The organism is Zhongshania antarctica, assembly GCF_014202945.1.
In the GTDB taxonomy this organism is placed as follows: Bacteria; Pseudomonadota; Gammaproteobacteria; order Pseudomonadales; family Spongiibacteraceae; genus Spongiibacter; species Spongiibacter antarcticus.
Genome location: NZ_JACHHW010000006.1, coordinates 1 through 11,979 on the forward strand (window position 1 = coordinate 1; position 11,979 = coordinate 11,979).

Genomic DNA, 11,979 nt, shown 5'->3' on the forward strand with positions numbered 1-11,979 from the left:
GGAAGCCAGCACTCAATCGATTTATGATTGAATTTGAAGACCGCTTAGCGGATTATATTTAACCTTGGCAGTTACACAGAATTATTTACAGGCTCAGCGTCAGTGCAACCGTAGGCCAAGCCACCCGCCCCATATGCTGTATAGCAGCACCTAAAGCCTGCTTATTTAACGCTGCTAAATCTTCTTGCATAGTCATTACCGTGCCATAATCAAAATTGAATGTACTCATCCGCACATTACTCAAGCGATGATGCAATTATAAATATTCGACTTATTCACCAGCCCAATAGCTATTTCGCCGTCAGCTTAACCATCATCTTGGTATAGCCTTTCACAAAGTTAGATTGCACGTACTCTGGTTCGCCAACGACGTCAATTTTGTCAAAGCGTGCCAACAATTCTTCCCATAGAATACGCAGCTGCAGCTCTGCTAGGCGATTACCCATACACCGGTGAACACCAAAACCAAAGGACAAATGATTCCGCGCCCCTTTGCGATCGACAAGAAACTCATCAGGCCGGTCGATAGCGCGCTCGTCGCGATTACCCGAGGCATACCACATAACGACTTTGTCGCCCTTCTTAATCACCTGACCATTGAGCTCTACGTCGGTTTTCGCAATACGGCGCATATAGGCGAGCGGTGTTTGCCAGCGAATAATTTCAGATACCATATTTGGAATGAGGCTGGGATCGCTCTTCAGTTTAATAAACTCATCGGGGAAGCGACTTAAGGCAAGCACCCCGCCGGTCATAGAATTACGCGTGGTATCATTGCCTCCCACAATTAACAGCGCTAGGTTACCTAAAAACTCCAATGGCTTATTAATCAGATTTTTAGTGTCATCATTGCTCTGCAACATCCCAATCAGATCAAAGCCAACATCGCCACCCGCCGCAATTTCAGCTTCTTTCTTACGCCACAACTCGGAAAACTGCTTGGCCATATCCCTCATGCCATCGAATAACTCGTCAGTATTAGCTAAACCACCGGTAGTATCGGCGCCACCACCCGCCAAATCAGACCAGTAAACGAGCTTTCGGCGCTTTTCGTAAGGGAAATCCAATAAGGTCGCCAACATTCTTGCCGTCAGCTCAATTGAGACCTCCTCTACCCAGTCAAAGGGCGTATCCAGCGGGAGCTGATCTAAAACCTCTTGGGTTCGGCGACGAATCAAGCCCTCCATCTCTTTAAGGTTCTTCGGTGCCACAACCCCCTGAACCGCTTGGCGCTGTACATCGTGCTTGGGTGGGTCCATAGCAATGAACATCTCTAGTGCCAACTCTTTCGGTGTACCGCCGATAATAATGAACGGCTCGGCGGAGAACAGCTCGTGGTGTTTATCGACAAAGACAATATCGTCGTAGCGCGTAATAGACCAAAATGGGCCAAAAACGCTTTTCTTCTGATAGTGGACTGGGCACTCGTCACGCAGCCGTTTAAAGTACGACTCCCAACGGTTCTGTCTAAACAAAAAGGGGTTACTAACATCAATATCTTCTATCGCCAGCGTCGACACTTCTGGAATAGGGGTTTCCACAAATTCGGGAAACGCCTTGTAAATGCCCAGCGCAGATTTTGCCTTGTACATAATATGTCCGGCTTTGATTTGAAGGTGCATCGGAACAATTTCAGCACCTTTTTCAGCTACTAAGCTTACAATTTTCATCGCTATTTCAACCTTTAAAATTAAGCGTTAATTATTATTCTTAGCTGACACCGCTTACATTTGAAACTCAGGTAAGCGCGCAACCATGCCATCCATCGCATCAGATACAATGATCTGGCACGCTAGGCGAGAGGTGTCGGTGCGCTCGGGCGTCAGGCCTAACATTTGCAACTCATCCTCAGTAGCACCACCAATGGCTTTAATGCAATCGCCATCGACAATGACATGACAGGTGCCACAGGCACACACACCGCCGCAGTCAGCGTCTATACCGGGAATACCGTTATCCAAGGCGATTTGCATCAATGATTTTCCAGGCTCTAAATCAACAGCGTGCTGTGTACCATTGTGTTCAATAAACGTAATACTGCTCATCACTTTCTCCCGTTGTAAAATAGACAGCTAGACTTATTTACTTCCCGTCAAACAATCTACTTTCACGTCTAAAAATTATTTAAAAAGATGACATTAACAATAAATAATCAAACTAAATTTTTAAAATTTATACGTCGCATCCACACCAAAAGTTCGTGGTGGACCTGCTTGGAAATAATCGAATCCAAATCCGGCCTGTAAATTAATAGCATAGCCGTCGTATTCTTCTTGAGCCAAATTCTTTGCCCAGATAGACACCGAGTAATTTTCATTAATGCCGCGCCACGTTAATCGCGTATTAACAAGCGCGTAGGCATCTTGTTTTATATTCTCGTATCCGCCTTTATCGTTATATGCGCTGTACCATTGCTTGGCTTGGTAGTTAGCATTGACGTTCCAGCTAACATACCCGCTATCGCCATTATAAAGTTCGTAATCAATAGAAACATTTGCACTTACTTTCGGCGCAGAGATGAGTTCGTTACCGGAGAGGTCAATCGTATCGTCAGGGTTATTCAGGGTTTGCGTATCCGACAATTCTAGCTCGGTATACTCTGTATCAAGATAACCAATACCCATCATCAACATTAATTTTTCAGTTGCTGCGAACATGATCTCGGCTTCCAAGCCGGCAATAGTTGAACCACCGGCATTTTCTAAAAAGTTGGAGACACCGACGACATTGATAAATTGCTGATCTTTATAGTCGTAGAGAAAGGCCGCAGCATTTACCCGCGCACGCTGATCGTAAAAATCAGATTTAAAGCCTATCTCATAGGCATCTATGTACTCAGGCCGCGCATAGGCATCTTCGAAATCGCGCTCGCGATAGTAAGCGCCGCCATTAAAGTTTCCTGAGCGAAAGCCCTTGCTATAACTCAGGTACATCATAAAATCATCACTGAAGCGATAATCAAAGCCAAGCTTACCGGTAAATTCCTGCTCTTTGGCCGACATGGGTGTAGATGAGGCCGTTGTATAGGGGCCGTGTGTGTAACCGACTTGTCCCGTTGCTAGAAGATCTTCTAGTGTTACCTGCCCACTCAGTAAGTTCTCAAGAAAAACATCAATCTCGACAATACCGGCATCACCTCCGAGATTAAGCGGCACAAAAGGCTCGTCATATTGCGTGGTATTTCCGGGGACATAAGTGCCGCGCGGGCTGCCGTCGTAGCCTTCTCTAGAAATATTCAGGTAACTAAGATCAATTTCGTCAACGGTGTAGCGAATACCAAAATCGATACCAAAATCCGCAGTTACATCAAAGCGGAGCTGCGTATAGCCAGCATAACTGGTCTTATCTGTAATTATTTTCTGATCAAGCTGACCATAATCGAGTAAATAGGGATAAAAGCCGGTAGCGCCGGGGTAGGTTATTGCAACCCGAACATCCGGCGGCGTTGCATAAATTGCGTATTCATTATGCATATCCATTTTTTCTTCGGCGTAATATAGGCCGCCGATAAAATTAAACATGCCATCATAATTACTGGAAACTCGGAAATCCTGGCTAAACGCCTCGGTATCTACTGCCCACCGTATTTCCAGCAAGCCTTCAGGTGAGCCATCGGTATTCTGTTGCTGAGCATAATCTGAAATCCCAATTGAGGTAATACTGGTAAGCGTGTGGCTCTCACCCGTATATTCCAATTTGTTCACCAACATATCCGAATTAACAATAAGCGGGCCGGTAAAATTATCTTCTACCTCATGGTGGCCCAAATTTTTAGACGACGCCGAATAACCGTTATTATCAATATAGCCACTGCTGGCATCGCCTTGGGCAACGGAACCAGTCACGACACCGCCAGCACCAAGTAGGCCATCGCCACCATTAAGGTTTCCGCGTGGCTCATTCCTTGACGCATTGGCCAATGAGTCATTTTGGCCATGCGTTAACTTCAGTACGTTGCTCAAATTTTCAGAAATTTGCCAATTCAGTGTTAACCGCAATGCCTGAAAATCAATAGAAGATAAATTGGGACCACCGGAGCGATTCTCGGTATAGCCAGTATTTCGAGAAAAAGAGTAGGCAATTCGTGCAGCCAATGTCTCGTCGATTAGCGTACCTTCAACACCCAAATCACCAACCCGAGAGTCATAATTTCCGGCGCCCAGTTTGGCATTTACATGCAGCCCGTCATCAATCATCGGCGTTTTGGTAATAATGTTAATAGCACCGCCAGTAGTGTTCTTCCCGTACAAGGTACCCTGCGGGCCACGCAACACTTCTAGACGTTCGACGTCAAAAAAATTCATACCGTGGGTATACACCGCCCCCATATAAGACTCATCGGAATAAACACCAATGGGGCTAGCTTGGTTGGAGCTATAATCTGACATACTCACGCCGCGAATGGCGAATATAGGCTGCACCTCGCCAAAAGGGCCGCTTACTTGCATATTAGGAACTTGCGCAGAAATATCGTTTGCGCTTGCAAAGCCAAACTTCTCCAGCGAATCGGATGTCATGCCGGTGATAGCGACCGGCGTGTCCTGGGTACTTTCAGATCTCTTTTGTCCAGTTACTATTACCTCTTCGAGCATTGGTGCCGCGTGCGTTAATATCGGCAGCCCTCCTACACATGCCAAGGAAATACCCATTGCTAACGCCGACAAACGTCCCAGTTTTTTACACATCTAATTATTATCCTTCCGCAAAAAAACGTCCTCTAATGACAATACGATGCAAATTAATAAGGCAATAATCTAACTCATCGTTCGGCACAAGAGCACATTCGATACACACAGAAATATACATAAAATAACCCGGAGAAAAAGATGTTAAAAACAAGTCTCGCTACGTCAATTTTTGCCATCTCACTATCAGCCGCACCGATCTTGTCCAATGCCCAGTCGATTACTGATATTTCAGGATTAACTGGCGTACTCAGCAGCACCCTCGGCGGAAGCGGTGTTGATATGGTGTTGCCCTCGCTCGTCACAAACGTAAGCTCGACTACAGAAATGATGGGATTAAACTCATCCCCACTTTTTAATGCCCTGCCCAACAACCCGCTTACCACGGGCTACAGTCTTATTCTTAACGGCCCAGAGCAGACCATAATTATCGGTGACCTTTTACAAGGAAACCTTATTATACCAGGGCTATTAAATGGACTGCCGGTAGCGAACGCCCTTCTCCCCACTCTTGGCGACCTAAAATCCATGCTGCCCGACACGCCAGCAGCTGGGCTTATCGACTCCCAACTCTAATAACTTTGCTAGGGTCCACAGCAATCTAGCCTCATACCATGCAGATGAAGTGTAGCTAGCAGAAATACGACTAATCCTGTCACTAAATCAATGTCGCGACCCCAGCAACTTAACATCGGTGAAAATTGTGCAGTAGCCGATCATCGCAGTACGTACGCTCACCCACGTCGCTAGCTTGATAGCCAAATTAAGGGATTCTTGCTATTCTCGGCCCATGTGTTGATCTCTAAAAAAGCCAATAATAATGGGGCAGAATGACTGTACGAGTAAGAACTGGGTGCCTAAACGGATTTTCTGAGCTTATTGAAGAGCTACATGGTGACGCAGAGAAACTAATCACTTCTGTCGGTATTGACTACACACGCGTTAAAGATGAAAACTATTTTTTCCCTTATCTCCAATTTATGGAATTACTGGAGTTAGTCGCTACTAATCTAAATTGCCCAGATATTGGTCTTAAGTTGGCACTTAAGCAGGATCAAGCAATCCTTGGTCCGGTGGCATTTTTAGCTTTGTCAGCCAGTGACGTTCGAACCGCGTTAATCAGTGTGGGGCAGTTTCTATATCACTTTACACCTGCGATATCCCTATCTCTCGACGAAGCCGACCACAAGCAAAGCTATGTCTGCTTAGACCTAAGCTATTTAGATATTGCCGATTGCCGCCAAGCCGTCGAGCATGCAGTTGCATGCACCTATCACATCAGTCACTTAATCACGAATGACCATGTAAAGGCGCGTGCAGTGCACTTTCGCCATGCGAGAATGGCAGACCAGGGCACGTATGAGGCGATATTCCACTGCCCAGTAAAATTCAATCAAGCGAGAGACGCAGTGGTCATTGACACTGATTTTTTGGATTTCCAACTCAGTTCTCACAATGCTCAGCTACACGGTTTGGTATCGAACTACCTGTCCATGGTCGAAACTGAACATAACGCCACCACGCAAGCAAATATTTTGCCGAGCAAGCAGGCGCGCCACTTAATCAAAAAGTTACTTCCAACGGGCCAATTATCTCGAAAAATAATAGCCGAGAAAATGAACCTACACGAGCGCGCACTGTATCGAAAACTACAAGTAGATGGCTACACGTTCGAGGCACTGGTTGATGAAGTGCGAACAGCAGAAGTTAAAAACCTGCTTTCACAAGGCTCGATCCCGATGTCCCAAATTGCAGGATTACTCGGCTACAGTGAGCAGAGCTCATTTAATAGAGCATTTAAACGCTGGTTTAATATGACACCCAAGCAATATCTTTTAGCAAACTCACATTAAGCCAGCAACACCCCAGAGATTCAGCTTCGATCCTAAAGCGACCTTATTCTTTGACTAAAAACTGCGCCCTTGCCATCGCTATGGGCGCAGTTTCATCCTCCTGCCAGGCACTCACGCTCTCGTTAATCATACGCCTGCCAAGATAAACCAACTTGCAGCGCGAATGTGTAGCCACGTACTTGCCTGCTCGCACATAGTCCACCGCAAAATCGACGACCTTTGGAATCTTGTCATTTTTGCTGTGCTGCAAGATGTGGATCATTGCCGACAACTCCATAAAGCCAGCAATAGCCCCGCCATGCAAGGCTGGCAGCGTTGGATTACCGATGTTGCTTTTTTTTACTGGGAGTAAAAAGCAAGCATCCTCTCCGCCAATTTGAATACCAAGGGTGCGCGCATAGGGAACCTGGCTGATCCGCTGCTGAAACTCCGCGTCAGTCATTATCACTCACCCCCTTTAACGTGGCTCATTTTCAAGGCTTGGGCGGCGCGAAAGTCTCGGCGCATATCTGTAAACATCTCTAGCTCCATGCGAAAAAAGTTGCCCACCGCAGCCGCAATTGCATGTTCCGGGTCACCATGATGAGCGACAGCACGAGCAAAGATCACGCTCTCGCTGACCCGGTAAACCTCAGCATCGGCATACACCGTTAACCCGGGCGTCGCTGCGCGCATATAGTCTATACGCAAATCAATGGTCGGGGTCATGGCTAAATCATCCAATGCCGTCGCGGCGGCAAAGCCACAACAAGTGTCCAACAATGCGGTAACGGCACCACCGTGAATAACACCCGTATCTGGATCACCAATCAATGCTTCGCTGTATGGCATAGACATGCCAACCCGATGGCGCTCTACATACTCTGGGCGAATCCCTAAGGTCGTAAAATGATCGCCATCGTTGCCCGTTAACACGGTATCAACAAAGCGAAGGAGCTCTTCAAAATCCAATGCCATTACTTACCTCACAATACCTGTGCTGCCTATCACAAAAGGCTGCAGCGCTGCATTTTACCAAGTTAGCGCATAAAAGGGTGAAGACACCATAAGGTAAAAAAAAGCCGCTACCGAAAATCGGCAGCGGCGGTGGAACACGGTAATGAAATTTAATGCACTTGCGCGTCACCCGCTCCTTGGGGGTAACGAATGCTCTCTACCATATCTTGAACATCCTGCGGCGGTGCAGGGGTCAAATGACATACCACAGCGGCAACCGCAAAGTTAACCAACATCCCCATGGTGCCAATGCCTTCTGGCGACACGCCAAACCACCAGTTTTCAGGCACACTCGCGGCAGGGTTGATGAACTTAAAATAGACAATGTAAGTCGCTGTAAACACCATGCCACTGACCATGCCGGAGATTGCCCCGTACTTATTCATGCGCTTATAAAAAATGCCAAGAATAATCGCCGGGAAAAAGCTCGATGCCGCCAAGCCAAAGGCAAAGGCCACCACCTGCGCCACAAATCCCGGCGGATTAATCCCCAAATACCCGGCGATGCACACGGCAACTGCCGCCGCCCCCCTCGCGTAACGAAGTTCTAATTTGTCCGAAATATTCGGCATCAAATTGCGCTTCAGCAAATCGTGGGAGATCGAGGTTGAGATGACCAAAAGCAAACCCGCGGAGGTCGACAAGGCTGCGGCAACGCCACCCGCCGCAACGAGGGCAATAACCCAGGCTGGCAGATTGGCAATTTCAGGATTGGCCAAGACCATAATATCCCGGTCAATATGCATCTCATTCCGGTCATCGCCAGAGTAGAACATACGGCCATCGTCGTTTTTGTCTTCCCAACCGATCAAACCAGTTTTTTCCCAGTTGGTTACCCACATCGGCGCTTCGCTGTATTCGGTGCCCTGACTATCCGCACCGTTGATGGTATTAATCATATTCAGACGTGCGAAGCCGGCAACCGCAGGTGCAGTGGTATACAACACGGCGATAAAGATCAGCGCCCAACCCGCAGATTTACGCGCATCTTTTACTTTAGGAACCGTGAAGAAACGCACAATCACGTGGGGCAATCCCGCGGTGCCTACCATCAGTGCAGCAGTGATAAACAGAACATCCATCGTCGACTTGGTGCCACTGGTATAGGCCGCAAAGCCCAGCTCCGCCGACAAGCCATCGAGCCTATCAAGCAAATGCACCCCCGAACCGTCTGCCAAGGTTGCGCCAAAGCCAAACTGGGGAATCACATGACCGGTAATCATGATCGAGATAAAAATGGCTGGCACTAAATAGGCCATCATCAACACACAGTACTGAGCGACTTGGGTGTAGGTGATGCCCTTCATACCACCCAATACGGCGTAAAAAAACACAATGGCCATGCCCAATATCACACCAGTGGTAATATCTACCTCCAGAAAGCGACTGAACACTACCCCGACCCCTCGCATCTGCCCCGCCACATAAGTGAAGGACACAAAGATCGCGCAGACCACCGCGACAGTGCGGGCCGTTTGCGAGTAATAGCGGTCACCAATAAAGTCCGGCACGGTAAATTTTCCAAACTTACGCAGATACGGCGCTAGGCAGAGCGCTAACAAGACATAGCCACCGGTCCAGCCCATTAAATAGACTGCGCCGTCATAGCCCATAAATGAAATAAGACCGGCCATTGATATAAATGAGGCCGCACTCATCCAGTCCGCTGCCGTCGCCATGCCGTTAACAACAGGATGAACACCACCCCCGGCAACGTAAAATTCTTTGGTGGTACCCGCCCGACAGTAAATCGCAATGGCGATATACAGCACAAAACTCAAACCAACAATTAAAAATGTCCAAATTCTAATATCCATCATTCACCCCTAGTCTTCTTGGACATCGTATTTTTCGTCGAGGCGATTCATTTTGTATACGTACACAAAAATCAGTACCACAAAGGTGTATATCGATCCCTGCTGAGCAAACCAAAACCCCAATTTAAAGCCAAAAAAATGGATTTGGTTAAGCGCGTCAACGAACACAATTCCAAAGCCAAACGACACTAGCGCCCACACAAAGAGCAAGCTGAGTAAGAGCTTCACGTTTTCTCGCCAATAGGCTTTCGCCAGTTCTTTCGAATGAAATGCCATTATTGTGTTCTCCTGTTTTATTTCGTCTTATAACCAAAGCATTGCAGCTAATTCGTTCACTCACCATTCGACCTTAGTCGAGCAGCCTTTAGAACGTGTATTTCGCACTAAATTGTAGACGATCAACATCGCCGCTATCGTCACCATTCACCGGTCGCTCGTTGGTTTTAGTCGCGCGAATATATTCAACACCAAAATTAAGCGCTGCGATTGGCGCATAAATGAGATTGGCATGGGCACTTTGATAAGAGGCTGCCGTAGTGGCTGCAAGCGTATCGGAGTTGTCTGCAGCGCTGGCCGACAACACCAAACTACTACGCCATTTTGGCGCCCAAAAATGCCGGTAGGCGATATAGCCGCCCACGGTGTCGATTAATTCGATATCACCGTTATCCTCAATCATACCGTCGCGGTAGGTCTGTAAACCGAGATAACGACCCAAGGCATTACCGGCATTGAGCTGTAGTCGAATATCGTCCGCACCTAATTGCCAAACACCCGCAAAACTCAAGCCGTAACCATACCCAGTGTCGTCACCCTTTATCGCCTGTGCTTGACTGTTTGTGAAGCTTTGCTTGTAGGCGACTTCCCGTAGCAAACCCGCAAGGCTGTAGCTAAAATTACCTGACTTTGCGTTATAGCGTAGCACCGTATCGGGCAGGGCATTATTATCATAGGCACTCGCACCTGCCCCGGAGCTGTCTTCACCGTACAAACCACTAGAGGGATTTTCCACTGCCAGCATCAGCGAGCTTGTAGCGCTCAGCGCACGGGTCCAGCGCAATTGCGCCTGACGCTCAAACAAGGTACCCACGGGACCAACAAAATCGAGGGTATCCGGTAAACTGCCCACGTTAAAAAAAGTGCTCCACGTCTGGCCAGCCAGTATTGAACTGTCGGCATCGTACTGCCAGTTCAAATAAGCGTGTCGAATACGCGACGCGGCGGAGTTGCTTATGCGCTCATCGCCAATTTGATTCACGCCAAAATCCATCTCAATATAACTGCCCACGGTGCCAAGCTCGGTAGCAGTAGTGGTTTTAAACCAAATGCGCGAATGCTTGGCATGCATATCAAGATGGGTGTCGCCAGACTCCCCCCCCACCGGAATCACTGAGGCGACGAGAAAATCATCCCCCACCCCCGCCAAGGCCCGTTCGCCATCGCTATATTCGCTGGCAATGGCATCCAGTTTGATATACCCGCCAAAGGCATATTCGGTAGCGCCTTTAGTCTGTTTCACACTGGACGACAGCTCTTTTTCAGCGAGTGCTTGCTCTAAGCGAGCAACTCGCTGCACCAATGTTTCTAGATGCAGTGCCTCAGACGTGGCCGCTCCAGCGACAACCGGCAAGGGTAGCGCTGCAAAAATAAAACACGCAATCAAGCTCGATTTCGACGTTCGGCCCGTCAAGTTAGCCAGAGTCAATTTTTTATTCTTTATCACAGTGAACTCTCTCGTATCGGAAATGACACGAAATTTATAGGCTCACAGCGACACCAGTGGTATTAGCCTTTAGTCATGCCTAGACCAAAGTCTAAGCGCAAGCCCATTCACCGCGACCCTAGACCAAAGTCTAATTTTAGCGGCGCCTTAAAGCTGAGATAGTGAACTTATTCCTACGGGTCTTTGCCCTGCAATGCGGGGCATTTTTCTATACACTGTGCCACAGTATTTAAATAAAAAAGGCATCAGATGGACACACTACGATTTATCATTGCCGACGATCACCCCTTGTTTCGCACGGCACTTAAAGCAAGCCTCACCATTAGTTTTGAGAACTGCCTTGTCGTTGAAGTAGCATCTATTACAGAGTTACAAACTGTTTTAGCGACTGACACGAGTAGCGACCTAATCTTACTCGATTTACATATGCCAGACGCACAGGGCTTTAGCGGCCTGATACACCTGCAAGCCCACTACCCTGAAATCCCCGTATTAGTGGTCTCGGCCAGTGAAAGTCCTGAGGTCATGTGCCGCGCCATTGACCACGGCGCCGCCGGCTTTTTACCCAAAAGCAGTCAAGCTGAAACAATAAGTCTCGCGATTAACGCCGTGCTTAGTGGCGACCGCTGGCTACCTGAAGGGATTCAATTTCAAACCGGGCAAAATAGCAAAGAGCAAAAAATGGCCCGCGATATTGCCAGCCTCACGCCTCAGCAATTCCGCGTAGCCAGCCTATTAGTGCAAGGCCTGCTCAACAAGCAAATTGCCTATGAGCTCGACATCACCGAAGCGACCATAAAAGCCCACGTCACTGAAATTTTTCGCAAGCTCGGTGTTCATTCTCGCACCCAAGCGGCACTGGCATTCAGCCAATTAGATGTCAGCCCGCCAGACCTTCCCTAAGC

At 47.9% G+C, this 11,979-nt stretch carries 12 protein-coding genes; 3 read left to right on the forward strand and 9 right to left on the reverse strand.

Annotated elements, in window-relative coordinates:
• Positions 1–85 precede the first annotated feature (85 nt).
• The 4 genes from HNQ57_RS11180 to HNQ57_RS11195 all read right to left on the reverse strand — a co-directional run bounded on the left by HNQ57_RS11180 (position 86) and on the right by HNQ57_RS11195 (position 4,685).
• Positions 86–229 (reverse strand): hypothetical protein, encoded by a 144-nt coding sequence (locus HNQ57_RS11180; RefSeq protein WP_184463027.1) that lies wholly within the window; start codon positions 227–229, stop codon positions 86–88.
• A gap of 61 nt (positions 230–290) precedes the next feature.
• Complete coding sequence (locus HNQ57_RS11185; protein ID WP_184463029.1) at positions 291–1,670, reverse strand: cytochrome P450; 1,380 nt, start codon at positions 1,668–1,670, stop codon at positions 291–293.
• 54 nt (positions 1,671–1,724) lie between these two features.
• Positions 1,725–2,045: a 2Fe-2S iron-sulfur cluster-binding protein gene (locus tag HNQ57_RS11190; protein ID WP_184463031.1), complete on the reverse strand. Its 321-nt coding sequence runs from the start codon at positions 2,043–2,045 to the stop codon at positions 1,725–1,727.
• A gap of 120 nt (positions 2,046–2,165) precedes the next feature.
• Positions 2,166–4,685 (reverse strand): TonB-dependent receptor, encoded by a 2,520-nt coding sequence (locus HNQ57_RS11195; RefSeq protein WP_226968335.1) that lies wholly within the window; start codon positions 4,683–4,685, stop codon positions 2,166–2,168.
• A 141-nt stretch (positions 4,686–4,826) separates the two neighbouring features.
• On the opposite strand from HNQ57_RS11195, the gene HNQ57_RS11200 reads away from it, so the two are divergent.
• Together HNQ57_RS11200 and HNQ57_RS11205 are read left to right on the forward strand one after the other, a co-directional pair.
• Positions 4,827–5,261, forward strand: a complete 435-nt coding sequence (locus tag HNQ57_RS11200; protein ID WP_184463033.1) for a hypothetical protein — start codon at positions 4,827–4,829, stop codon at positions 5,259–5,261.
• Positions 5,262–5,515: 254 nt separating this feature from the next.
• Positions 5,516–6,538, forward strand: a complete 1,023-nt coding sequence (locus tag HNQ57_RS11205) for an AraC family transcriptional regulator (protein ID WP_184463035.1) — start codon at positions 5,516–5,518, stop codon at positions 6,536–6,538.
• Between the two features lie 43 nt (positions 6,539–6,581).
• Here HNQ57_RS11205 and HNQ57_RS11210 read toward each other — a convergent pair whose 3' ends face one another.
• From HNQ57_RS11210 to HNQ57_RS11230, 5 genes are all read right to left on the reverse strand, one after another.
• On the reverse strand, positions 6,582–6,980 hold the full coding sequence (locus tag HNQ57_RS11210; protein ID WP_184463037.1) for a PaaI family thioesterase: 399 nt from the start codon (positions 6,978–6,980) through the stop codon (positions 6,582–6,584).
• A gap of 2 nt (positions 6,981–6,982) precedes the next feature.
• Positions 6,983–7,495 carry a PaaI family thioesterase gene (locus tag HNQ57_RS11215; protein WP_184463039.1) on the reverse strand — a complete coding sequence of 171 codons (513 nt, stop codon included), beginning with the start codon at positions 7,493–7,495 and terminating at the stop codon, positions 6,983–6,985.
• A gap of 149 nt (positions 7,496–7,644) precedes the next feature.
• On the reverse strand, positions 7,645–9,351 hold the full coding sequence (locus HNQ57_RS11220) for a sodium:solute symporter family protein (RefSeq protein WP_184463574.1): 1,707 nt from the start codon (positions 9,349–9,351) through the stop codon (positions 7,645–7,647).
• A gap of 9 nt (positions 9,352–9,360) precedes the next feature.
• A complete protein-coding gene (locus HNQ57_RS11225) occupies positions 9,361–9,627 on the reverse strand; it encodes a DUF4212 domain-containing protein (RefSeq protein WP_184463041.1) in 267 nt (88 codons plus the stop codon).
• A gap of 88 nt (positions 9,628–9,715) precedes the next feature.
• The gene (locus tag HNQ57_RS11230) at positions 9,716–11,074 is read right to left on the reverse strand and encodes a DcaP family trimeric outer membrane transporter (protein ID WP_221301678.1); all 1,359 of its coding nucleotides are present in this window, start codon (positions 11,072–11,074) and stop codon (positions 9,716–9,718) included.
• Between the two features lie 249 nt (positions 11,075–11,323).
• Here HNQ57_RS11230 and HNQ57_RS11235 point away from each other — a divergent pair, with 249 nt between their 5' ends.
• Positions 11,324–11,977, forward strand: coding sequence for a response regulator (locus HNQ57_RS11235; protein ID WP_184463043.1), 654 nt, complete (start codon positions 11,324–11,326; stop codon positions 11,975–11,977).
• Positions 11,978–11,979 lie beyond the last annotated feature (2 nt).

Excerpts from the sequence above, each read along its gene's own strand:
- HNQ57_RS11190 (WP_184463031.1), bottom strand. The coding sequence starts at position 2,045 with ATGAGCAGTATTACGTTTATTGAACACAATGGTACACAGCACGCTGTT.
- HNQ57_RS11220 (WP_184463574.1), bottom strand. The coding sequence starts at position 9,351 with ATGGATATTAGAATTTGGACATTTTTAATTGTTGGTTTGAGTTTTGTG.
- HNQ57_RS11195 (WP_226968335.1), bottom strand. The coding sequence starts at position 4,685 with ATGTGTAAAAAACTGGGACGTTTGTCGGCGTTAGCAATGGGTATTTCC.
- HNQ57_RS11200 (WP_184463033.1), top strand. The coding sequence starts at position 4,827 with ATGTTAAAAACAAGTCTCGCTACGTCAATTTTTGCCATCTCACTATCA.
- HNQ57_RS11210 (WP_184463037.1), bottom strand. The coding sequence starts at position 6,980 with ATGACTGACGCGGAGTTTCAGCAGCGGATCAGCCAGGTTCCCTATGCG.
- HNQ57_RS11225 (WP_184463041.1), bottom strand. The coding sequence starts at position 9,627 with ATGGCATTTCATTCGAAAGAACTGGCGAAAGCCTATTGGCGAGAAAAC.
- HNQ57_RS11180 (WP_184463027.1), bottom strand. The coding sequence starts at position 229 with ATGAGTACATTCAATTTTGATTATGGCACGGTAATGACTATGCAAGAA.
- HNQ57_RS11205 (WP_184463035.1), top strand. The coding sequence starts at position 5,516 with ATGACTGTACGAGTAAGAACTGGGTGCCTAAACGGATTTTCTGAGCTT.
- HNQ57_RS11235 (WP_184463043.1), top strand. The coding sequence starts at position 11,324 with ATGGACACACTACGATTTATCATTGCCGACGATCACCCCTTGTTTCGC.
- HNQ57_RS11215 (WP_184463039.1), bottom strand. The coding sequence starts at position 7,495 with ATGGCATTGGATTTTGAAGAGCTCCTTCGCTTTGTTGATACCGTGTTA.
- HNQ57_RS11185 (WP_184463029.1), bottom strand. The coding sequence starts at position 1,670 with ATGAAAATTGTAAGCTTAGTAGCTGAAAAAGGTGCTGAAATTGTTCCG.